Genomic DNA, 24,495 nt, shown 5'->3' with positions numbered 1-24,495 from the left:
AGTGGAAAAGCTATTTAACCACTCGTAAGCTTGGGCGACCCGTTGGACGTGGTGGCTCAGGCTTATCATCAGACGATGAATCTTCTTCTGAAGTAGATACTAAATCTTCCTCAAAGATCCCCTCTTCTGAGCTTAATTCGTACGCTTCTTCTGGTTCAAACATAGTTCCAGCGCCGTTTTCACGTGCATAGATAGCTTGAATCGCATAGAGCGGTAAAATTAGCGAGTGAGGACGACCACCAAAGCGAGCATTAAATGTCACCGCTTCATTACCCATTTCTAAATTACCAACAGAGTGTGGTGCTACGTTTAAAACGATTTGACCATCTTGAACAAACTCTTCTGGAACTCGCACACCATTCATTGTTGCATCAACAACAAGATGTGGTGTTAACTCGTTATCTACAATCCATTCATAAAATGCACGTAACAAGTATGGGCGACGGGGCATCATTGAGCTAATATCCATTAGTTCGTTAGACGCAGTTCACGCTCAGCTTCAGTTAATGAAGCTAGGAATGAATCACGTTCAAATACACGGTTCATGTAGATCTTAAGTTCTTTAGCACCAGGGCCTGATAATTCAATACCCATAGATGGTAAACGCCATAATAACGGGGCTAAGTAACAATCCACTAAGCTAAACTCATCACTCATGAAGTATGTGTATTCAGCGAAGATTGGACCTAACATTAGAAGGTCATTACGCAGTTTTGCGCGTGCTGCTTCAGATTCTTCAAAAGATCCTTTCGCAACTTTCTCTGCTAATGAATACCAGTTAGTTTCAACACGGTGCATCATTAGACGACTGTTACCACGAGCAACAGGGTAAACAGGCATCAATGGCGGATGAGGGAAACGCTCATCTAAATATTCCATGATGATATTAGAGTTGTATAAAGCAAGCTCACGATCAACAAGTGTTGGTACAGTTTTGTAAGGGTTTAATTCTACAAGTTCTGCTGGTAAGTTGGATGGATCAACCAATTCAACTTCAACACTTACTCCTTTCTCAGCCAGTACGATGCGTACTTGGTGACTGTACATGTCAGAAGCGTCTGAAAAAAGCGTCATTACTGAGCGTTTGTTGGCAGCAACAGCCATTGAGCCCTCCGGTATTTATCTAGGAGCAAAAAGCACCGAATTTAGGTGCCTGTCAGCTATCTATTTAGTATGAAATAGTAGTGACACAAAAACAATGGAGGCTAAGCCTCCATTGCGTACAATTAACGATCTAGAATATCATGATTAGTGGACATCGCGCCAATATTCTTTCTTAAGCAAGTAAGAAACAAAAGCAAATATCACTAAAAAGCCCATAACCCACCAACCTAAGCGATGACGCTCAAGTTGAACAGGGTCACCTGAATACTCTAAAAAGTTAACCAAATCACGAACGGCTGCATCATATTCACCTGAACTTAATTCGCCGGTACCATCAGATTCAACACCAACAACGACTTTATGCTCCACACCATCAACCATGGTTGTCTCATAAATCGGAGTTGTAACACCTTGAAGTTCCTGTAATACATGAGGCATACCAACACTTGGGAATACCATATTGTTCACACCAAATGGACGCGTTGGATCGGCATAGAATGTACGTAAGTAAGTGTATAACCAATCAGTACCACGTACACGAGCAACCAGTGTTAAGTCTGGTGGCGGCGCACCGAACCAATTCGCTGCTTGTTTTTCAGGAATCGCATTTTCCATCAAATCACCAATTTTGGCGTTTGGATCAAAAACAAGATTATCCATCATAAGATCAACCGGAATACCTAGATCTTCAGCAACACGGCCATAACGTTGATACTGAGTTGAATGACAACCAGCACAGTAGTTCATGAATAATTTCGCACCATTTTGTAGCGATGCTTGATCACGAATGTCGTTATTCGCACTATCTAGTGGAACCTTTGCACCTGCCGCCATTACCATTGATGGCAACAAAGCAAAAAGTACTAAAATCAACTTTCTCATTTGAATGTTACCCTCTCTGGCAGTGGTTTCGTCGCTTCGTTTTTACTATATACAAACAGCAGAACGAAGAACATAAAGTAAGTCAGACTGAAAATTTGTGCTAATAACGTATAAGTAGGCGTCGCAGGTAATGCCCCAAGAACACCAAGAGCAATAAAGCTAACAGTAAACTGTGCAATATTCAGTAAATGCAATTTACTACGGTAACGGTATGAACGAACTTTACAACGGTCGAACCAAGGAAGAAGGAATAGCACAACAATCGATGCACCCATAGCGACAACGCCTAATAACTTATCAGGAACCGCACGCAAGATTGCATAGAATGGCGTGAAGTACCAAACGGGAGCAATGTGTTCAGGAGTTTTCAATGGGTTTGCCGCTTCAAAGTTAGGCGGCTCAAGGAAGTATCCACCCATTTCAGGGTTAAAGAACAACACATAACAGAAGAAGAATAAGAAACCAGCTACACCAATCATATCTTTTACCGTTCCGTATGGATGGAAAGGCACCGAGTCAATAATGTTATATTTGCTCGTATAGTATTCATGGAATTTAAATTGTGTTTTATGCTCACCCTTGTCATCTTTTGCTTTTGGTATTTTCAACTCAATACCATCAGGGTTATTAGAACCCACTTCATGCAGAGCGAGTACATGTAATACTACTAATAGCAATAATACAATTGGGAGAGCAATAACGTGAAGCGCAAAGAAACGGTTCAGTGTCGCACCAGAGATCACGTAATCACCACGGATCCACAATGTTAAATCATCACCAATAACAGGAATTGCACCAAACAGTGAAATGATAACCTGAGCGCCCCAGTAAGACATTTGTCCCCATGGAAGTAAGTATCCCATGAACGCTTCAGCCATTAACACTAAGAAGATCAGCATACCAAATAGCCATAGCAATTCACGAGGCTTCTGATAAGAACCGTAAATTAAGCCACGGAACATGTGCAGATAAATAACAACAAAAAAGGCTGACGCACCTGTAGAGTGCATATAGCGAAGTAGCCAACCATAATCAACATCACGCATGATGTATTCAACAGAGGCAAATGCACCCTCACCAGAAGGAACATAGTTCATTGTTAGCCAGATACCAGTAACGATCTGGTTAACTAAAACCAACATAGCTAATGAGCCAAAGAAATACCAAAAGTTAAAGTTTTTTGGCATTGGGTATTCAGATAAATGCTTTTTATACGCATTCATCGCAGGTAGACGTTTTTCTACCCAATCGAGTAACGGTTGCATTAGGCTTCCCCTCCTTCATCAACCCCAACTAGGATACGCGTATCACTAAGGTACATATGTTTAGGAACCACTAGGTTCAATGGCGCAGGCACCCCTTGGAATACTCGACCAGCCATATCAAATTTAGAGCCATGGCACGGACAGAAGAAACCAGAGTTAACCCCTTCAACTTGTTCACTAAAACTGTCAGGTAAATAGGTAGGTGAACAGCCAAGGTGAGTACAAATACCAACGGCTAAAAATATTTCAGGCTTAATCGAACGATATGCATTCTGAGCGTACACAGGTTGCTGCTCTTCGCCTGAAGATGGGTCTCGAAGTTGACCATCGATTTCAGTCAATGATTGTAAAAGTGCTTCTGAACGGCGTACAACCCATACAGGTTTACCTCGCCACTCAACACGAACCATCTGCCCATCCTCGAGCTTACTGATATCGACTTCAACCGGTGCACCTGCAGCTTTCGCTCTTGCACTCGGATTCCAAGATTTAATAAAAGGTACGGCCACCGCCACAGCTCCTAAACCACCAACAACCGCAGTTGTTGCTGTTAAGAAACGGCGTCGACCATTACTCACTGGCGCATTGCTCATCCAACTTTCTCCCATGTGCTCTTTATGTAGTTTTTATTATGTCCATACATTGTCGAGCTACGGCTAACTTCAATGGTGTGATACAACAGGATTTAGATGTTATAAATTCTTAAAATAACCACAGAATTTGTTCATATATTATTATGCTGTTGTTTTTACCCATAAATGATAAAGAAAACCTTACTTTTTGACAAGGTAAAGCTACTTTTTTGCAACATTTGTGAAGTGGGTAGACTTTTTATGATGAGAAGGGAGAAAAGATAAGAAAAGTAGAAGGAATACAAGCTGTGAAGAGTATTTCACCTCACAAAAACAACAAAAGCCCAGCATAAATGCTGAGCTTTTGAACACAATATCCAAGTGGCTCTGAAAACAAAGCCACTGGTAAGCGTAATATTAACGCTTAGAGAATTGTGGTTTACGACGTGCTTTACGTAGACCAACTTTCTTACGCTCAACGCAACGAGCGTCACGCGTAACATAGCCAGCTGCACGTAGTGCAGGACGTAGTGATTCATCGTATTGCATAAGAGCGCGTGTGATACCGTGACGGATCGCACCAGCTTGACCAGAAATACCACCACCAGAAACAGTGATGAATAGGTCTAGTTTATCAGTCATTTCAACTAGCTCTAGAGGTTGGTTAACAACCATACGTGCTGTTGGACGACCGAAGTAAACTTCAAGGCTACGCTTGTTGATTACGATGTTGCCAGTACCCGGTTTGATAAAAACACGAGCTGCTGAGCTTTTACGGCGACCAGTGCCGTAGTATTGATTCTCTGCCATTGCCATAATCCCCGATTAAATGTCTAGTACTTGTGGTTGTTGAGCAGTGTGGTTATGCTCAGCGCCAGCGTAAACTTTAAGTTTACGGTACATAGCACGACCAAGAGGACCACGTGGAAGCATACCTTTAACAGCTAATTCAATAACCATTTCAGGTTTACGATCGATCAGTTTCTCGAAAGAAATAGATTTTAGACCGCCAGGGAATTCAGTGTGACGGTAGTAGATTTTACCAGCCGCTTTATTACCTGTTACGCGTACTTTCTCTGCGTTGATAACGATGATGTAATCACCAGTATCTACGTGAGGAGTGTATTCTGCTTTATGCTTGCCACGTAGGCGAGATGCGATTTCAGTTGCGATACGACCAAGAGTTTTACCTTCAGCGTCTACAACATACCAGTCACGCTTTACAGCGGCTGGTTTAGCAACGAAAGTTTTCATGCTAATGATACCCGTTATTAAATAATTTCACTGATTAGGAGCTTTCGCTCCCACTGTATATTTTTGAGCCCAGTCATCACCCCTTCGAGTGGTTGGCACTCTTGGCAATTACGCCAGTACAGTAACGGTGGGTCGGAGGATTATAGTGAAGCGTGAAGAAAAAATCACCTTTTTTTTGAAGATATTTCACATATTATGAAAAAACAGCAAAAAAAATGAAATTTGACTCTCATCACACCAAATCTCCGCTATAAATTATAAAAATATAGGAGGTAATGATTAAGATAAATGTTCTTTTGCTAAGTATTCGTGGCTTTGCATTTCAACTAGACGAGACTGACAACGTTTAAATTCAAACGTTAAACGCCCTTTTTCATAAATAGCAGCTAAATCAACTTCTGCTGAGATGATCAATTTGACGTTTCGTTCATAAAACTCATCAACCATGGCAATAAAGCGACGAGCAGCATCATCATTAAGCTCCCCCATGATTTTTACATTAGACAACAAAACCGTGTGATATAAACGCGAAAGCTCAATGTAATCGTGCTGGCTACGTGCACTCTCACACAGTGATTCAAAATCAAAATGAACCACACCATCCCCTTCCGCTTTTACTTCTAGTTGCCGATGATTTATCTCAATGGTTTTTGCCTTGTATTCACTTTCTGAGGTCAGCTTGTCAAAATACATTTTCATGTTATTTTCCGCTTTCGCATCTAATGGAAAATGAAAAATTTCAGCTTGCTCTAACGTTCTTAATCGATAATCAATGCCACTGTCGACATTAACAATGTCACAATGCGCTTCTATTAATGCGATAGCAGGAAGAAAGCGTGCTCGCTGCAAACCATTACGGTACAGGTTATGTGGTTCAATATTTGATGTTGCGACTAAAGCAATCCCACGCTCAAATAAAGCTTCTAATAAAGTAGCCAGAATCATTGCATCTGTTATATCTGAGACAAAAAACTCATCAAAACAAATAATGTCTGTCTCTTGTTTGAATTTATCAGCAACAATAAGTAAAGGATCAGGCTGTTGTTTTAGTTCACCCAGTTCATCATGCACTCGTTGCATAAAACGATGAAAATGAACACGCATTTTTCTTTCTGTAGGTAATGCATCATAAAAGGTATCGACTAAATAAGTTTTACCACGGCCTACTCCGCCCCAAAAATAAAGTCCTTTTTCAGGCACGAGTTTTTGTGGCTCGTTTTTTTTAAAAAATCGTTTCCAAGACTTTTTTATTGGTGTTTGAGGAACTTTTAATTCTAAAAACCGTCGATATAAATCATCAAGATGTTCTACAGCATTTTGTTGAGCGCTATCATGCATAAACCCCTCTTGATTGAGGTCTTGCTGATATTTTTCTAATGGTGTCATCACTTTTAATCTTTTCTTTTGTTGATTGACTCCCTTCATAGTAGCATGTTCTCAACTCACACTATGAGTGGGCTAACTCACAGTTATACCAATCTGAATATGCAGTTAATAAGATTAGTATTAAGTCGACCCATATTAATAAAAACGGTAAGGAGTACTTCATGGCGTGGACATACGCTTTAATTGGCTTAGCTATTGGTATCACCATTGGCTTTATGATTTCTCGTTTTACAGTTCCTAGTATCAAAGATCAAAAATCATTAAAACAAGATTTAGAAAAATCTAAGTATGAGTTGGAACAGTATCGTCAAGAGTTGGTGGACCATTTCGCGACAAGTGCCACCATGCTAGAAGCATTAGCAAAAGATTTTAATAAAATGTATGACCACATGGCGTCAACATCTAAAGAATTAATGCCAAACTTGCCAGAGCAAGATAATCCATTCTCAGCTCGCTTGGATGAGATGACTCTTTCACCAGAGTTAAATAAAAAAATGGCTCATGTAAAAGATGAAATTAATAGCCCACCAAAAGACTATGCGAATGGTGCAAGTGGCTTATTAAAAGATGAACCACTTAGCGATGTAAGCGCAAAAAAAGAAGATAAAATCGCTTAAAATTTGCATTTACTATGAACTTTTATAAAGGCTTTTGAGTCGAATAAGTACACTTTGTTTAACTAAGAGTACATTATCGATGAAAAAGCCTTTGCTTGTTTTAAGTGCTTTAACTTTAAGCATCAGTGCAATTCTTACCCCTATTCAATCTCAAGCGGCCTTACCCCTTGCGGTCAACTCTCAGCAACTGCCTAGCCTTGCACCTATGCTGGAAAAAATCACACCAGCAGTAGTCAGTATCTCCGTTTCTGGAACTCAAGTATCAAAACAACATATACCTGAGCAGTTTCGTTTCTTTTTAGGGCCAGACTTCCCTGCTGAACAAGTTCAAGAGCGACCATTTAGAGGTCTTGGTTCTGGTGTCATCGTTGATGCTAAAAAAGGCTATATCGTAACGAACCATCACGTTATTAACAGTGCGAAAGAAATCCTTGTTCAATTGCATGACGGTCGTGAATACACTGCTGAATTGATTGGCAGTGATGAAATGTCCGATATTGCTTTATTAAAGCTAGAAGAAGCCAAAAACCTAACTCAAATCCAATTAGCTGATTCTGATAATCTACGAGTTGGAGACTTTAGCGTTGCTATAGGTAACCCATTTGGTTTAGGGCAAACCGTGACCTCAGGCATTGTTTCAGCCCTTGGACGTAGTGGATTAAACCTCGATAATTTTGAAAACTTTATTCAAACCGATGCAGCAATCAACAGCGGCAACTCCGGTGGCGCACTGGTGAATTTGAATGGTGAACTTATTGGTATTAATACGGCTATTTTAGGACCTAATGGCGGTAATGTAGGGATTGGATTTGCTATTCCATCCAATATGGTTCGTAATTTATCAGAGCAAATTTTAGAATTTGGTCATGTAAAACGCGGCATACTTGGCGTTCAAGGTGGAGAGCTTACTGCTGAATTGGCAGAGGCCTTTGATTACGACACCAATCACGGTGCCTTTGTTAGTCAAGTAATACCAGACAGTGCAGCAGATAAAGCAGGAATTAAAGCGGGTGATATTCTTATATCGATTAACGGTAAAAAAATTCAAACCTTTGGTGAATTACGCGCTAAAGTCGCCACTCTAGGTGCGGGTAAAAAAGTGACCTTAGGGCTAATCCGTGATGGAAAAGAAAAAACCGTCACAGCGACACTGAAAGAAGCGGAACAAGTAAAAGCGAAAGCCGAAAAACTGCATGATGGTTTAAAAGGCGCCGAACTAGAAAATACATCCCATTCGGATCCTGTTAAAGGCGTGAAAATTAGCAGTATTCAAAAGGGATCTATGGCTCAACGTTATGGTTTACAAAAAGGAGATATCATTATTGGTATTAACCGAAGCCGCGTGACTAATTTACAACACTTTAGAAAGCTATTAGAAGATAAACCACCGGTACTTGCTCTTAATATTCAGCGTGGAGAGCAAACGCTTTACCTTGTGATTAAATAATTAAAGCCTAAAAAGAGAATAAGTGTTCAGGTGAGCGCTTATTCTCACATCTACTTTTTTTAAACGTTCAATGTTATCCTAGCCCACTATTTTATGATTTTTAAAGGTTAGGAAGGCAATGCTTTCATTCTTATTGCGCTCAGCTATTATCGGAACAGCGACCGCTGCCGTTCTGCTATTTGCATTCCCTAATCTTCGCTCATCCATTACGACAGAGCAACTTCAAACAAACCAAGCCCCACAGCAAATAAGTAATCAAATCTCATTTAATTATGCAGTTCGTCGAGCGGCACCTGCGGTTGTGAATATTTATAGCCGAAAATACAATAATGAAGACCGCCTTCGTTTAGATACAGAAGGTTTAGGTTCTGGCGTTATTGTAAGTGATAAAGGCTATATAATTACAAACTATCATGTGGTTGCCGATGCTGACCAAGTGATTGTAGCTCTGCAAGATGGCCGCTTATTTAACTCTCAGTTAATCGGTAAAGATAAGCGTACTGATTTAGCCGTATTACAAATTAAAGACACTAACCTTCCTGTTATCCCATTAAATCCAAGCTATCAAGCAGATATTGGTGATGTGGTTCTTGCTATCGGTAATCCCTATAACTTAGGACAAACCACCACGTTTGGTATTATTTCAGCAACTGGCCGCGCGGCATTAAGCTCTGATGGAACACAAGGTTTAATTCAAACCGACGCTGCAATTAATAGAGGCAACTCAGGTGGCGCCCTAGTGAATACACGGGGAGAGTTAGTTGGTATTAATACCGCCTCTTTCCAGCAGGCAACTGAGCTTGAAACCTATGGCATTTCATTTGCTATTCCTTATGCTCTGGCTGATAAAATCATGCGCCGCTTAATTGCAGATGGACAAGTTATTCGTGGTTATATAGGCATTGATGGCCGAGATATCAACCCGGCAATGGCTCGCTTAATGAATGCAGATAACATTAATGGTATTTTAGTTTTAGGCGTTGCACCAAATAGCCCGGCAGAAAAAGCTGGGATCATCACTCAAGATATTATTACGAGTATTGATGGGAAAAGTGTCATTAATCGACAAAATGTTACGGATATTGTGACCGAGTTACGTCCAGAAACTGAAGTCGATGTTGATATTATTCGTAAGGGCAAAGCGAAGACGATTAAAGTTACCATTGCTGAAGATCCTTCAAACTGATCAACTTCAATACTATCGACATAAAAAAATAGCGCATTCACCATGCGCTATTTTTATATCGAAAAACGACTAAGGTTATTCACTCTCTTCAGTTACCGTGCACTCACCATTAATATCAATGCGAGTCACTCGTTGCAGACCTCTTGGTAATAAGCTACCACGACGACCACGCTCACCACGGAAGTTATCTAAATCCGTAGGTTTCAAACCTAATTTACGCTTACCCGCATACAAAGTAATAGTTGCACCTTGAGGCAGTGGTAACAAGTGAGACAAGAACTCTTCACGAGACTTCGAACGCGCTGCTGGAATATTGATGATCTTATTCCCTTTACCTTTACCTAGTTGCGGTAAATCTTTGATAGGGAACAGAAGCATTCGGCCTTCATTGGTGATTGCTAAAATCTCATCATTGTCCAAATCTAACACCGTTTCTGGCGGCATAACTTGAGCATTTTCAGGTAGAGTTAGTAGCGCTTTACCATTCTTATTTTTAGACAGTAAGTCAGATCCCTTACAAACAAAACCATAACCCGCATCTGAACTGATTAGCCATGTTTGCTCTTCTTCTCCCATAACTACATGAGTAATTTGACTGCCAGCTGTGACATTCAAGCGACCCGTAATAGGCTCACCTTGGCTTCTTGCTGAAGGCAAAGTATGTGATTCCAATGCGTAACTTCGGCCGTTGCTACCCATAAATACCGCAGGAGCATTACTCTTACCACGAGCATGAGCTAGGTATTTATCACCCGACTTATAGTTTAAGGTTGTTGGGTCAACGTCATGCCCTTTCGCATGACGGATCCAACCTTTATCAGAAAGAACAACCGTAATCGTTTCGCTTGGAATTAAATCACGCTCGGTTAATGCTTTTGCTTCTTCACGCTCAACCAATGGAGAGCGACGATCATCACCAAACTTCTCAGCGTCCGCTAAGATTTCTTTCTTAATTAACGTATTTAGACGACGCTCAGAACCTAATAACGTCTCAATTTGATCTCGTTCTTTCGCTAACTCATCTTGCTCACCACGGATCTTAATTTCTTCCAGTTTTGCTAACTGGCGAAGTTTAATCTCTAAGATGGCTTCCGCTTGAATTTCAGTTAAATCAAAGCGTGTCATTAATTCGTGTTTTGGATCATCTTCGGTACGAATGATTTCGATAACTTCATCGATATTCAAATACGCAGCCAATAGACCATCTAAAATATGCAAACGTGCTAAGATTTTATCAAGACGATGCTGTAAACGCTTACGAACCGTCGTGCGACGGAATTCAATCCACTCATTAAGAATGCTAACTAAGCCTTTAACTTGCGGACGTAAATCCAAACCAATCATATTTAGGTTCACACGGAAGCTTTTTTCAAGATCCGTAGAAGCAAATAGGTGGTTCATTAACGGTTCAGCTTCAATGCGATTTGAGCGTGGAACAATCACGATACGCGTCGGGTTCTCATGATCTGACTCATCACGAAGATCGTCTACCATTGGTAGTTTCTTCGCTCGCATTTGACTTGCAATTTGTTCTAATAACTTACTGCCTGACACTTGGTGTGGTAATGCAGTAATAACGATATCGCTGCCTTCTTTATGCCACACTGCACGCATTTTAATGCTGCCACGACCAGTACGGTAGATCTTCTTAATATCGGTATGAGATGAAATAATTTCAGCTTCAGTTGGGTAATCAGGCCCCTGAATGAAATCCATAACTTGATCTAAATCTGCTTTTGGATTATCCAATAAATGCACCGTCGCATTCGCAACTTCACGCACATTATGAGGAGGAATATCCGTCGCCATACCAACCGCGATACCCATGATGCCATTCAGCAATATATGAGGAAGACGAGCAGGTAAGATCTTAGGCTCTTTCATCGTACCATCAAAGTTTGGCTGCCATTCAACCGTACCTTGGCTTATTTCACCAAGTAATACGTCAGCAAACTTCGATAATTTTGATTCGGTATAACGCATTGCGGCGAACGATTTCGGATCATCCGGCGCACCCCAGTTACCCTGACCATCTACCAATGGGTATCGGTAAGAGAAAGGCTGAGCCATTAGTACCATCGCTTCATAACACGCAGAGTCACCGTGTGGGTGGTATTTACCTAATACATCACCAACCGTACGTGCTGATTTTTTGTATTTTGCATTCGCAGATAAACCCAGCTCTGACATCGCATAAATAATACGACGTTGAACGGGTTTCAAACCATCACCAATATAAGGTAATGCGCGATCCATGATTACGTACATGGAGTAATTTAGATAAGCGTCTTCTGTAAACTTGCGCAGCGGCAGCTGTTCAACACCTTCCAAGGACATTTCTGAACTCATATATTATACCTCTGCCTGATCGCCATTAGATTGTAGCCAAGCACGACGATCGTCTGCACGTTTTTTACCTAAAAGCATATCCATCATTTCATTGGTTTGCTCATCATCATCAATGGTTAATTGCACCAAGCGACGAGTGTTTGGATCCATTGTCGTTTCACGAAGTTGAAGTGGGTTCATCTCACCCAACCCTTTAAATCGTTGCACGTTTATTTTTGCACGTTTATTACTTAAACGATCTAACACGCCTTCTTTTTCTGCTTCATCAAGGGCATAAAATACCTCTTTACCACAGTCAATACGATACAGTGGCGGCATGGCTACATAAACGTGTCCAGCACGAACTAAAGAAGAGAAGTGCTTCAGATATAGCGCACATAGAAGAGTCGCAATGTGAAGACCATCTGAATCGGCATCGGCAAGGATACATACTTTACCGTAACGTAACCCTGATAAATCATCTGAGTCAGGGTCAATGCCTAACGCAACAGAAATATTGTGAACTTCTTGAGATGCTAAAACTTGGTCTGCAGAGACTTCCCATGTATTTAGAATTTTACCACGCAGTGGCATTACCGCTTGGAATTCACGATCACGCGCTTGTTTGGCAGAGCCGCCCGCCGAGTCCCCTTCCACTAAGAAAAGTTCGGTACGAGCTAAATCTTGAATTGAACAGTCTGTCAATTTACCAGGCAGTGTAGGGCCTGATGCAATCTTCTTACGGACGACTTTCTTAGCCGCTCGCATACGACGGTGTGCATTCGCAATACAAGCTTCGGCAATCAATTCTGCTATTTGTGGTTTTTCATTCAACCATAAGCTGAATGCATCTTTCACAACACCAGAAACAAATGCTGCACATTGACGTGAAGATAAACGCTCTTTAGTTTGGCCTGCAAATTGAGGATCTTGCATTTTAACCGACAAAACGTAAGCACAGCGATCCCAAATATCATCTGCTGTTAATTTAACGCCACGAGGAAGTAAGTTACGGAACTCACAGAATTCACGCATTGCATCTAAAAGTCCTTGGCGCATACCATTGACGTGCGTACCACCTTGAGCGGTAGGGATAAGGTTTACATAGCTTTCAGAAACAAGCTCTCCGCCTTCAGGTAACCACGTTACGGCCCAGTCGGCAGCTTCGCCTTTACCTAAGAATGCGCCAGTAAATGGTTCTTCTGGTAATAATGTATAACCCGCAACACCTTCTAAAAGATAATCTTTAAGGCCATCTTCATAACACCAGTTATGCTCTTTATCGTTAACTTTATCTTTAAAAACAATTTCTAAGCCAGGGCAAAGTACTGCTTTCGCTTTTAAATTATTAATCAGACGGCTAACCGAGAATTTTGCTGAATCAAAATAGCTTGTATCAGGCCAAAAATGAACACTGGTACCGCGATTACGGCGACCACAAGTGCCCGTTACCGTTAAGTCCGATACTTTTTCACCGTGTTCAAACGCAATTTCATATATTTGACCATCACGACGGACAGTAACTTCGACGCGTTTTGAAAGGGCGTTTACAACAGAGATACCAACCCCATGCAAGCCGCCTGAGAATTCGTAGTTTTTACCTGAGAATTTACCACCCGCGTGTAACTTACATAAAATAAGTTCAACGCCTGATACTTTTTCTACTGGATGGATATCAACAGGCATACCACGCCCATCATCAATAACTTCAAGTGATTGATCGGCATGTAAAATTACTTCAACTTTTTTCGCGTGTCCGGCTAACGCTTCATCAACACTGTTATCAATAACTTCTTGGCCCAAATGGTTTGGGCGAACAGTGTCGGTATACATACCAGGACGGCGACGAACGGGCTCAAGGCCATTTAGAACCTCAATGGCTCCTGCATTATATTGTTCAGTCATATCTCGGAAGGCTTCTTAAAATTTGTCACATAGTCTGAAAGGGAGAGAGGAAAGTCAAGCAAACGCCCCTATTCCACTCTAAATATGTGGCTTTGTATTAAAGATTGTATAGATACTGTGTCTCTATCGTAGAGAAACGGTAACTATAAATTTAGAAATTGAATAATTTGTTCAGGGTAACGCTCAAAATCAACAAAACTGTGGTCGCCGTCTTTTTCTATTGTTTGCTTACAGGCTGAATATTTGTCTACCGCTTGTCGATAATCAAGCACTTCATCGCCTTCTTGCTGTAATAACCACAAAGAGCTCGGGGTATCAATCAAATCAACACGCAATGAAAAGAGTTCTTTCATGTGTTTTTCTTCAAGGAAGTACTCTTCTTGTGTATACGGGTTCACTTGAGTTCCTAAATAATCCTCAAGCAACTCATAAGGCTTCACGGCTGGATTAACTAACACCGCTTTTAATCCATAGCGATGGTTTAACCATGTTGATAAATACCCGCCTAGCGAACTGCCTACTAAACCTATTTGGTAGTCAGTTTGGTACTTTTCGACCAGTTGAGTTAAATACTGAGCGGCTTCTTTTGGATAAGAAGGTAATCGAGGTGTTATCACTTTAATGTCTGGACGTTGCGCTTCACAATAACGAGTCATGACTTGCGCTTTATGGGATAACGGTGAGCTGTTAAACCCATGAATATATAAGAGTAAGCTTGGCTTTTTCACTTAATAGCCTCCAGCATTACTGTCAGCAGAAAAATCACAATTCTCTAAACGGTGTACTTGCGTCTCAATTCTTCCATCAGGCAGTAAATCCAACGTTCTCCAGCCTGGTGCTTGTGAGTCTAAGGCAAAATCATCTGAATCTGGAAGAAATTGTACACACGTTGAAGGCGTTGCAAGTAAACGGGCACCATTAACAATACGGTCAAGTTCTTGGTGAATATGGCCACATACAATGCCACTGACATTGTCATGCTGACCAACGACACTCCAAAATTCATCATTGTCTTTTAACTGATGCTGATCAAGCCATGCACTACCCGCAGGCAGTGGGTGATGATGTAATAGCACCAAGGAATGACGGTCTGGATTTTGGGATAACACGCTATCAAGTAAAGCTAATTGCTCTTTTGATAATGCCCCATGAGGCACGCCTACCACTTGGCTATCCAGAATAATTAGTTGCCAGTGCTGACCTATAAATAAATGTTCACAAGCTTGGATTTGAGAGGATGGCAGTACTCCCCCCATACTAGGTTTATAGTCATGATTACCTGGTAACCAATAACATGGCTTTACTAATGGCTTAATTCCATCAACAAAATGTTGATATGACGACACGGTATGATCTTGAGAGATGTCACCCGTTGCAATTATCGCATCAAAATTTGGCGTACGCTGTTGCACCTGTTCAACAACAGTTTGAAAACTTTTTAATGTAGGTACACCAAGAAGCGCCCCATCTTCAGGCGCAAACAAATGCGTATCTGTTATCTGTAACAACCGAATTGGGCCGTTTTCGTTATTTAGTAATGTTTCCGAGAGCAAAATAGCTACAACCTTTTAATTCTTTTCTAAAAAAATGGGCTCTTGGCTTATCCCATTTTTCAAACAAAACGTTAGCCAGTCACTTAAAAACTGGTTTAATTGATGCTTTTCATCTTTTTGAAGCATCTTCCCATTTGGGTAATCGTATTTCGCTTTAATGTAGGCAAGTTGCTGGCTCGCACACACCTCTGCAACTCTCGCATCATGATAAAGCCTTACTGTTAACTTCGGAAGTGGATAAATTGGTTTCTCATCTATCTGATAAACTTCAACTAATGTTGTATATACTGTCACTTCTAAAACTTTGATCTGATACTGTTGCTGACAAACTTGATAACGAGTTAGTGCACCTATTTTTTCATTCTTTGGTAAAAGTGACACCAATTTAGCGTAGTTAGTTTCATACACCCTCATCAAACTTGCTAAATCTACATGGTATTTACGCATGTTATTGCGTGTTCCACTGTGATCGTAAGCGCGAAACATTTAATTCTAACCACTGAAGCGCAATAATTGAGGCAGCATTCTCAATTATGCCACGAGTCACTAATGCGTAAGCCTCTTCTCTGGTCACAACATGAACCCGAATGTCTTCATTTTCTTCTTCTAAGCCATGAATACCAACCGCTTTAGAGGCATCAACACAACCGACAAATACATCTAGTTGTTCTGTGCAGCCACCAGAAGAGGGGTAAAAATGAGAGATTTTCTCTAAATGAGAAACGTCAATACCGGCTTCTTCGTTGGCTTCTCGAATGGCTACCTGCTCTGCGGTTTGATCTTTATCTATCATTCCAGCAACGATCTCATACTGCCAAGGAGAATCAGATTCTAGTGCACCAACTCGAATTTGCTCTATTAACACGACACTATCGCTTATCGGATCATAAGGCAGTAACGCTACAGCATGCCCGCGCTCAAACAACTCCCTTTCGATTATCTCGCTCCAACCACCCTGAAATAGTTGATGGCGAAAGCTCACTTTTGTCATTTTGAAAAAGCCATTGTAGAGCGATGCTTTCGACAAAATATCAACATCACCTGAACTAAATTGGCTTTCTAATTGTGTTTTTGATGATGAATTCATTTTGCTCTCCGCATTTTGTGGCTCAGTTTTATCACTCATTGAAGACGGCAACAATTTTTTAACTCAACTTTTTTGATAATGCTTACATTTTTTTTAGATGCTTTCCACATTATTAAGATACCAGAAGTCGATAAAACGTAAAAAAACGTAATCTTTACAGCCAGAGTGCTGAGAGTTAAGGTACACTCTATGTACTATATTATATAAAACAATTTTTGCAGGACAAACCACCATGAGAAAACTGCTTCCACTCTTAATTGGAATGGCATTAGGTAGTTTCAGCTCTTTAGCTGCTGCCGATGACCTTGCGCAAGTATACAATCAAGCTAAAGAAAATGATCCTCAACTTCTAAGAGCTGCTGCGACTAAAGATGCCGCTTTTGAAGCAGTGAATTCATCTCAAAGTTCGTTATTACCACAAATTAATTTAACTGCGGGCTACAATATGACCCGTAGTAACTACGATTCTAATGAGCAAGATGTATTAAACGCAGGTATTTCACTATCCCAAGAACTATACCAACGTTCTAGCTGGGTAAGCTTAGATATCTCTGAGAAAAGTGCTCGCCAAGCTGATTCTGCGTATGCAGCAGAACAACAAGGCGTAATTTTGCGTGTTGCTCAAGCATACTTTGATGTATTACGCGCTAACGACAACCTTGAATTTGTTCGTGCAGAAAAAGCAGCGGTTGGTCGCCAACTTGAGCAAACAAAACAACGTTTTGATGTGGGTTTATCTGCAATTACCGATGTTCATGACGCACAAGCACAATACGACAGCGTATTAGCAAATGAAGTATTAACAGAAAACCAATTAGTAAACAGCTATGAAGATCTTCGTGTTATTACTGGTCAAGGCCACACAAAACTCAGTGTATTAGATACTGAGCGCTTCTCTGCTAGCCCTTCAGCACAAAGCTCTGACAGCCTAATTGATGAAGCACAACAAAAGAACTTAAGCCTATTAGCTGCTCGTATCAGCGCTGATGTTGCAAAAGATAATATCTCTCTAGCAAGCTCTGGTCACATGCCATCACTGACTTTTGATGCATCTTACGGCTACACAGATATTTCAGGAACAAATTCTCCACGAACTGATTATGATTCTAATGATTTAAAAGCTGGTATTAATTTAGTTGTGCCTATTTATACTGGTGGTAACACGAGTTCATTAACGAGCCAAGCTGAATTCCAATACGTTGCAGCAAGCCAAGACTTAGAAGCGACTTACCGTGATGTGACGAAAAATGTTCGTGCATTTAACAACAACATCAATGCGTCAATTGGTGCATTAAAAGCGTACGAGCAAACGGTAATCTCGGCAAAATCAGCATTAGAAGCAACAGAAGCAGGTTTTGATGTTGGTACACGTACTATTGTTGATGTATTAGATTCAACGCGTCGTTTGTATGATGCAAACCGTAACCTAGCAAACGCTCGTTACGACTACATCTTAAGTGTCCTTCAGCTAAAACAAGCGGTTGGTACATTAAGCGAGCAAGACATCATGGATATTAACGCGGGTTTAAAAGCAAACAAAACCACGCAAGCTAAATAATCCAATACCCATCGTATACATTTTATGATGGGTATAGCACAAACAAAAAAGCCACATTACTATAATGTGGCTTTTCTTTTATGCATTACGGATGATATTAACCGCGACCGCCTTTAATTGCTTCAATGATGCCTGTTGTTGAACAACCATCTTCAAAGTTTAATACTTTCACTTCACCGCCAGCAGCAATCACTTCTGCACCACCCGCAATGTCTTCGATTGCGTAGTCACCACCTTTTACAAGTAAGGTTGGCAATACTTCAGAAATAAGACGCTGAGGTGTATCTTCAGAGAAAGGAACAACCCAATCAACCGCACCTAGCCCTGCTAATACCGCCATACGACGATCTGTTGGGTTGATAGGACGACCAGGGCCCTTCAGGCGCTGTACTGATTCGTTAGTGTTAACCGCTACAATCAGGCGATCGCCTAATTCTGCTGCGTGGTTTAGATAAGAAACATGACCTGCATGTAAAATATCAAAACAACCATTGGTCATTACTACTCTTTCACCACGATCACGAGCTTGTTTTACCGCATTAACCAAAGCATCTTCACTGATAATTCCAAAACCAGAATCTTGGCTACCGTGAATCGCTTCTGCCAGTTCAATGGTTGATAGCGTCGATGTACCCAGTTTACCAACAACTACACCTGCAGCTGCATTCGCTAATGCACACGCTTCATCAAGTGGTTTGCCTGTTGATACTGATGCAGCTAAAACAGAAATAACCGTATCGCCAGCACCCGTTACATCAAATACTTCGCGAGCTTGAGTAGGCAAATGTAATGGCTCCATATTACGACGAAGTAATGTCATACCATGCTCACTACGCGTAACAAGTAACGCTTCAAAATCAAATTCTTCGATAATCTGTTGGCCTTTGGCAACCAAATCGTCTTCGTCTTTTACTTTGCCAACAACCGTTTCAAATTCAAGCATGTTTGGTGTTAATAATGTTGCACCACGGTAACGTTCAAAATCGGCGCCTTTAGGGTCGATAAATACAGGAACATTCACTTTGCGTGCTTCTTGGATCATTAACTGAACGTGCTCTAATGCCCCTTTTGCATAATCAGATAATACAACCGCTTTTACTTTTGATAACGTAGCTTGCATACGACTGATTAAAGGCTCAGCAGGAACATCATGGAAGCTTTCTTCGAAATCCAAACGGATAAGCTGTTGACCACGGCTCATCACTCGTAGTTTGGTAATCGTTGGAAACTCAGGAAGAGAAACAAAATCACAATGCACTTTTAATGACGCTAATGTCGCTGTTAATGCTTTTGCTGGTTCATCATCCCCAACAAGACCAACAAGATGAGCATTACCGCCTAACGCAGCAATATTCATGGCAACGTTTGCTGCACCACCAGGACGCTCTTCAATATTATTTACTTTAACCACAGGCACTGGTGCTTCTGGTGAAATACGATTCGTTGGACCACCCCAATAGCGGTCAAGCATTACATCACCAACAATCAATACACCGGATTGTTCGTAATTAGGAAGTGTCGGTTTCATTCTTTTCTCCGGGTAATAAACAGCAAATCATCTACCATTATTGGTTTGTGCTATCTATCAAAATTATCTGCTATAAATGGTAGCATTTACGCAAGTTCTGCGCCAACTTAGAAAGAGTAAACTCTAGGTTTAGTAAAACTTACTCACCAAACCATTGATTCCAAGCAGTTACTACTGTTTTTCTCTCTTCATTAAAACCTGTATCGGCAACATCGGCATCAAAACCTAATAAATTGCGATGATGGATTTCATTTCTCATTACGCAATAAGCATGAATTAAGGATTGAGATAGCTCCTCACTCATGACGTCCTGCTCCGCAAAGCTTTCAAATATACGAACATTGTCAGACCATCGGGTGAGTTTTGGCGCTTGGTTAGCGTGATTTAACACTAAGTATTGGGCTAAAAACTCAATATCAGTAATACCACCTGCATCTTGCTTCAACATAAAGCGTCCTGCTTTCTTTCCGCCTAAATGATCTCGCATTTTCTCGCGCATCTCGACAACGTCTTGTTGTAATTTTTGTTCATCTCTCTCTAAGCAGAGAATATCATGACGCGTTGCATTAAATGCAGACTGCAACGTCATATCTCCATAAATCATACGAGCACGAACCAGAGCTTGGTGTTCCCATGTCCATGCCTCTTCTCTTTGGTATTCATCAAATGCTTCACTGGTGCTCACCAATAAACCCGATGCGCCTGATGGGCGTAAACGTGTATCGACTTCATATAAAATTCCAGAAGGGGTTCGCACAGAGAAAATATGAATAATTCGTTGTGCTAATCGCAAATAAAACTGACGACCATCAATCTCTTTTTTGCCATTAGTATAGGTATTCACATCACAATCATGCATGAAGACGATATCAAGATCAGAATTATAACCAAGCTCCCAGCCGCCAACTTTACCGTAACCAATGACCGCAAAGCCTTTACTGTCTCGCCCTTCAAGGTGCGTTGGCTCACCAAATTTTTCAGTGACTTGTAACCAGGCTTGATTAACCACCGCTTCAACTATCGCTTCTGATAAGTAGGTTAAGTGATCACTTACTTTCATTAATGACAAACCACCCGCGATATCGGAGGCTGCAATTCTAAGTAAACACACCTGCTTAAACTGACGTAGCGCCTCCATCTGCTGTTCCATGTCATCTTCAGGAATGCGGGCAAGAAATTCATTCAATTCAATTTTATATTGGCTCAACTCAATTGGGTTATAGAGTTGATTAATATCCAATAGTTCATCCAACAATATCGGATAACGAGTCAGTTGCTCAGCAACCATTGGACTTGCTGCACACAAACGAACTAAATGTTGTAATGCGCCATTGTGCTCATCAAGCAATTCTAGGTACGTGGTTCTCGTGGCAATTGCTTGGATCAATTTCGTTAATCGAGGCAAAGTGTCACTTGCGTCTTCTCGGCTAATCACAATGCTGAACAATTTGGGCATTAAATGTATGATCGCTTCACGCCCTCTTGGGCCTAGCGTTTTCTTTTTAAGTTCACCTTTAAACTCAATAATATGACGAGTGAGCGACTCTGCTTGTTCAGCATTCAACTCTTGTAAGATACTCTCAAGTACTTCAGGGTTATGTGCCATATCCCATAATTCGACATACGACTTATCAATGCTATTTTCTTGCTCTTCTTCATCATGACCAATCAAATTTTCAAACACAGAATGTATACTACTCATGTGCTTTTCTATCGCGCTATATAGCTCATCCCAATTAGCCATTCCCATCGCAAAAGCCAAGCGGGATTGATCTCTTTCATCCATGGGCAATGTCTGAGTTTGCTTGTCTCCAATTGCTTGTAATAAGTTTTCTAAACGACGTAAGAAACAATAACCCACGGTTAAATTATCGACTTCTTGGATTGATAATTGGCCTAGTTCTTTAATTGCTTCTAACGTTTCTAATAACCCGCGACCACGTAAAGAAGGCTCTCTACCACCACGGATTAATTGAAATACTTGAGCTATAAATTCAACTTCTCGAATACCACCAGGACCAAGTTTAATATTATCATTCAAGCCACGGCGACGAACTTCGGTGGTAATCATTGATTTCATTCGACGTAAGGCTTGGATTGCACCAAAATCAATGTAACGACGAAAAACAAATGGGCGTAACATTTGGCGAAGTTCTTGATAATGGCTGTAAGTTTCTTTGCCCATCACTCGCGCTTTTATCATCGCGTAGCGTTCCCAATCGCGACCTTGTTCTTGATAGTAATCTTCTAACGCCGCATAGCTCATGACTAATGGGCCACTTTCCCCAAATGGGCGCAAACGCAAATCAACACGATAACAGAAGCCATCAAATGTGGTTTGGTCTAATGCTTTAATGATCTTCTGACCTAAGCGAGTAAAGAATTGTGCATTCGCTATACTTCGACGAGCGCCTTCGGTTTCTCCATTTTCAGGATAGGTGAAAATCAAATCAATATCTGATGAGAAGTTTAATTCTCCACCACCTAGCTTCCCCATCCCTATGATCAACATAGGTTGCGCCTCACCTTGTGCGTTTCTTGGTGTTCCCCAATCAATGCACGCCTGCTTGTAAAGCCATTGATATGACTCGACAATCAAAGCTTCAGCTAATAAAGAAAGATGAGATAAACTGATTTCTAAAGACCAATGATGGCCCTCCTTCTCATGGGCTAACGTGAAGTCACGCCACGCGATATAGGCCATTTCACGTCGTCTAAAATAGCGAAGCTCCCGCATCAACGCATTTTCGTCATTACATTGAGATAAACACTCTTGTAATCGAGAACGATAATCTTCACTACGATCAATCACTTCAAACATTGATGGGAAGCGTTGGCATAATACTTCGTCTTGCTGAAATGCCTCATGCAGGAAATCACTGCACCCTAAAGCTATCGAGAGCTGCCCCTGTAATGTATTAGGCCACTGCTGTATATGGGAAAGGTGAGTTAACTCTTGTTGACGACGTTCTGCTAATGACGCTAATGAGGATGGCAAAGACATGATATTCCTTATCGAAAATTCCTTATGACCGCCAAGTACGATCAGACTTTTGATACTGTGCCAAATTTTGTTTTTCGCCGCAAATAAAAACGCCTACAACTGAGTGTAGGCGTTAATTAAATTAAGTTAGTTTGTCTTAAAGTTTAAAGACTTTCATTTTTGCTTCTAACTCTTCTGCGTTTTTCTGCATTTCTTCGGATGTTTCGGTTAGCTCTGTCATCACAACAACAGACGCATCTACCAATTCACGAACATTGGTTAAGTTTTGATCCATCTCTTCTGCTACTGAACTTTGCTGATCTGCTGCACTTGCGATTTGGAAGTTCATTTCATTAATATGGTTTACTTGATTAACAATGCTGTCTAACTCTGTGCCTGCATTGGTTACAAGCTCTACACCTTCCGCAGCTTCAACCACACTTTTTTCCATCAACTCAACCGCTTGGTTTGCACTGTTTTGTAATTGAGTGATCATCTCTTGAATTTCAACCGTAGCACCTTGCGTGCTTTGTGCTAGGTTTCTTACTTCATCGGCAACGACAGCAAAACCACGTCCTGCATCACCTGCTCGAGCCGCTTCAATCGCTGCATTTAATGCAAGTAAATTGGTTTGCTCAGAGATACCACGAATCGTTTCTACCACCGAGCTGATTGACATCACTCTTTCTTCTACTTGATTAACCACCTCAGCAGAAGCAGCAATATCACCTGATAATGCTTGGATCTTAACTATCGTACCTTCAACAAATTCTTGACCTACTTTTGCTTGAGTTTGTGCCTGCTCGGTACCAATAGAAGCATTACGCGCATTCTCAGCCACATTCTGAACCGTTGAATTCATTTCACTCATGGCTGTTGCTAGCTGATCAATTTCAGCAAACTCTTCTTGAGCCGCTTCTTTTGTTCCTTCCATACTGATGGTCATGATTTCCGTCAACCCAGCGAGCTCTTGAGATGCTGATAACTGAGTTTCAACCACAGATTTAAGTTGTAATCGTGTTTTATTTAGTTCTCTTGCCAAATCACCAAACTCATCTTTGCAGTTCATCTCAACAGGCTCTGAAAGATTTTGAGCGGCAATCTGTTTCATTGAAGCATTTAAATACTTCATTTGACGCAGCATAATGCTTGAAGCGCTCAATAAAATAACCATGAAAGAAACGATCATCGCTAATGTTTGCCAGATCACTTGCGTTAAATACTCTTGATAATATTGTTCAGCAACATTTGAAGATTGTGAAGCCACAACGACCCAATCATGGTTTGGAACTTTTACTGCCGATTCAAAACGAGAATGATCATTTAATGAATATGCTTTTTGAGAAGATAACCCACGGAATAACTGCTGCAAAGAGGCCCCATCATCCAGTGTATTATTAAAAGAAGAAAGTGAACGGATAGATTGATGCCCAAAAACCTCACCACTTTTACGATCAATCACATAAATATAATTACCGTCTTTCCAGCCTTTTGATTGACTGGTGATTGCTTCAGCGACTAAATCGTTTCCTTCTGAGTTATAATTTAAAAGACGATTTACTAATTCAGCATTAGCAATGGCTGACTCTTGTGCTCGTTCTTTCTGAATAGTAATAACAGATTGGTAAAAGTTATTCGCATCCCACAATTGTTTTGTTACTAACAGAACCGTACTAAACACCATTAACATGACCAACTTTGGCACCAATTTAATATCAGTGACCAATCTTTCCCATGGCTTAAAGGTTATTGTTGACATCCTCACTCCCTGCTCGCTTTCAGAATCAATTTTTTTAGTGCATGATAAATAGATATCTGCACAAAAACTACGCGTATCAAT

Annotated in this window: 21 protein-coding genes; 4 read left to right on the top strand and 17 right to left on the bottom strand. The window is 40.9% G+C overall.

Going from position 1 to position 24,495, the window contains the following annotated elements; genetic code table 11:
* Positions 1–10 precede the first annotated feature (10 nt).
* The 8 genes from sspB to zapE all read right to left on the bottom strand — a co-directional run bounded on the left by sspB (position 11) and on the right by zapE (position 6,463).
* Entirely contained in the window at positions 11–469 is a 459-nt protein-coding gene (gene sspB, locus PVK63_RS12610) for a ClpXP protease specificity-enhancing factor (protein ID WP_130087774.1), read from the bottom strand.
* The gene (sspA, locus tag PVK63_RS12605) at positions 469–1,104 is read right to left on the bottom strand and encodes a stringent starvation protein SspA (protein WP_130043957.1); all 636 of its coding nucleotides are present in this window, start codon (positions 1,102–1,104) and stop codon (positions 469–471) included. Before sspA ends, sspB begins: the two co-directional genes overlap by 1 nt.
* 144 nt (positions 1,105–1,248) lie before the next feature.
* Positions 1,249–1,986 (bottom strand): cytochrome c1, encoded by a 738-nt coding sequence (locus PVK63_RS12600; protein WP_130047139.1) that lies wholly within the window; start codon positions 1,984–1,986, stop codon positions 1,249–1,251.
* A complete protein-coding gene (locus tag PVK63_RS12595; protein WP_130043955.1) occupies positions 1,983–3,251 on the bottom strand; it encodes a cytochrome b in 1,269 nt (422 codons plus the stop codon). The genes PVK63_RS12600 and PVK63_RS12595 overlap by 4 nt, the downstream gene beginning before the upstream one ends.
* The gene (gene petA / locus PVK63_RS12590) at positions 3,251–3,844 is read right to left on the bottom strand and encodes a ubiquinol-cytochrome c reductase iron-sulfur subunit (RefSeq protein ID WP_130043954.1); all 594 of its coding nucleotides are present in this window, start codon (positions 3,842–3,844) and stop codon (positions 3,251–3,253) included. Before petA ends, PVK63_RS12595 begins: the two co-directional genes overlap by 1 nt.
* A gap of 396 nt (positions 3,845–4,240) precedes the next feature.
* Positions 4,241–4,633, bottom strand: a complete 393-nt coding sequence (rpsI, locus tag PVK63_RS12585; protein ID WP_060994077.1) for a 30S ribosomal protein S9 — start codon at positions 4,631–4,633, stop codon at positions 4,241–4,243.
* 15 nt (positions 4,634–4,648) lie between these two features.
* Positions 4,649–5,077, bottom strand: coding sequence for a 50S ribosomal protein L13 (gene rplM, locus PVK63_RS12580; RefSeq protein ID WP_130043953.1), 429 nt, complete (start codon positions 5,075–5,077; stop codon positions 4,649–4,651).
* 279 nt (positions 5,078–5,356) lie between these two features.
* Positions 5,357–6,463 carry a cell division protein ZapE gene (gene zapE, locus PVK63_RS12575; protein ID WP_274440551.1) on the bottom strand — a complete coding sequence of 369 codons (1,107 nt, stop codon included), beginning with the start codon at positions 6,461–6,463 and terminating at the stop codon, positions 5,357–5,359.
* A 161-nt stretch (positions 6,464–6,624) separates the two neighbouring features.
* Here zapE and zapG point away from each other — a divergent pair, with 161 nt between their 5' ends.
* The 3 genes from zapG to degS all read left to right on the top strand — a co-directional run bounded on the left by zapG (position 6,625) and on the right by degS (position 9,713).
* Complete coding sequence (zapG, locus tag PVK63_RS12570) at positions 6,625–7,080, top strand: Z-ring associated protein ZapG (RefSeq protein WP_130043951.1); 456 nt, start codon at positions 6,625–6,627, stop codon at positions 7,078–7,080.
* Between the two features lie 79 nt (positions 7,081–7,159).
* Complete coding sequence (locus PVK63_RS12565; RefSeq protein ID WP_274440518.1) at positions 7,160–8,527, top strand: Do family serine endopeptidase; 1,368 nt, start codon at positions 7,160–7,162, stop codon at positions 8,525–8,527.
* A 118-nt stretch (positions 8,528–8,645) separates the two neighbouring features.
* Complete coding sequence (degS, locus tag PVK63_RS12560) at positions 8,646–9,713, top strand: outer membrane-stress sensor serine endopeptidase DegS (RefSeq protein ID WP_130043949.1); 1,068 nt, start codon at positions 8,646–8,648, stop codon at positions 9,711–9,713.
* Between the two features lie 75 nt (positions 9,714–9,788).
* Here degS and parC read toward each other — a convergent pair whose 3' ends face one another.
* The 6 genes from parC to nudF form a co-directional block, all read right to left on the bottom strand.
* Complete coding sequence (gene parC / locus PVK63_RS12555) at positions 9,789–12,062, bottom strand: DNA topoisomerase IV subunit A (RefSeq protein WP_274440519.1); 2,274 nt, start codon at positions 12,060–12,062, stop codon at positions 9,789–9,791.
* A gap of 3 nt (positions 12,063–12,065) precedes the next feature.
* On the bottom strand, positions 12,066–13,946 hold the full coding sequence (gene parE, locus PVK63_RS12550) for a DNA topoisomerase IV subunit B (RefSeq protein WP_274440520.1): 1,881 nt from the start codon (positions 13,944–13,946) through the stop codon (positions 12,066–12,068).
* A gap of 143 nt (positions 13,947–14,089) precedes the next feature.
* The gene (gene yqiA / locus PVK63_RS12545; RefSeq protein WP_130047143.1) at positions 14,090–14,674 is read right to left on the bottom strand and encodes an esterase YqiA; all 585 of its coding nucleotides are present in this window, start codon (positions 14,672–14,674) and stop codon (positions 14,090–14,092) included.
* The gene (cpdA, locus tag PVK63_RS12540) at positions 14,675–15,499 is read right to left on the bottom strand and encodes a 3',5'-cyclic-AMP phosphodiesterase (protein ID WP_130047144.1); all 825 of its coding nucleotides are present in this window, start codon (positions 15,497–15,499) and stop codon (positions 14,675–14,677) included.
* A gap of 15 nt (positions 15,500–15,514) precedes the next feature.
* Entirely contained in the window at positions 15,515–15,946 is a 432-nt protein-coding gene (locus tag PVK63_RS12535; protein WP_165366821.1) for a DUF1249 family protein, read from the bottom strand.
* 1 nt (position 15,947) lies between these two features.
* Positions 15,948–16,586 (bottom strand): ADP-ribose diphosphatase, encoded by a 639-nt coding sequence (nudF, locus tag PVK63_RS12530; protein WP_274440521.1) that lies wholly within the window; start codon positions 16,584–16,586, stop codon positions 15,948–15,950.
* A 232-nt stretch (positions 16,587–16,818) separates the two neighbouring features.
* On the opposite strand from nudF, the gene tolC reads away from it, so the two are divergent.
* Positions 16,819–18,144 (top strand): outer membrane channel protein TolC, encoded by a 1,326-nt coding sequence (gene tolC / locus PVK63_RS12525; protein ID WP_130087780.1) that lies wholly within the window; start codon positions 16,819–16,821, stop codon positions 18,142–18,144.
* Between the two features lie 97 nt (positions 18,145–18,241).
* Here the strand turns inward: tolC and hldE are convergent, their stop codons facing one another.
* From hldE to PVK63_RS12510, 3 genes are all read right to left on the bottom strand, one after another.
* Positions 18,242–19,672, bottom strand: coding sequence for a bifunctional D-glycero-beta-D-manno-heptose-7-phosphate kinase/D-glycero-beta-D-manno-heptose 1-phosphate adenylyltransferase HldE (gene hldE, locus PVK63_RS12520; protein WP_130043941.1), 1,431 nt, complete (start codon positions 19,670–19,672; stop codon positions 18,242–18,244).
* A 139-nt stretch (positions 19,673–19,811) separates the two neighbouring features.
* Positions 19,812–22,676, bottom strand: coding sequence for a bifunctional [glutamate--ammonia ligase]-adenylyl-L-tyrosine phosphorylase/[glutamate--ammonia-ligase] adenylyltransferase (gene glnE, locus PVK63_RS12515; RefSeq protein WP_274440522.1), 2,865 nt, complete (start codon positions 22,674–22,676; stop codon positions 19,812–19,814).
* Positions 22,677–22,812: 136 nt separating this feature from the next.
* Positions 22,813–24,414, bottom strand: a complete 1,602-nt coding sequence (locus PVK63_RS12510) for a methyl-accepting chemotaxis protein (protein ID WP_274440523.1) — start codon at positions 24,412–24,414, stop codon at positions 22,813–22,815.
* Positions 24,415–24,495: the final 81 nt, after the last annotated feature.

It is taken from the genome of Aliivibrio sp. S2TY2 (assembly GCF_028765525.1).
GTDB classification, from domain to species: domain Bacteria; phylum Pseudomonadota; class Gammaproteobacteria; order Enterobacterales; family Vibrionaceae; genus Aliivibrio; species Aliivibrio finisterrensis_A.
This window is presented reverse-complemented; position numbering and strand designations above follow the sequence as displayed.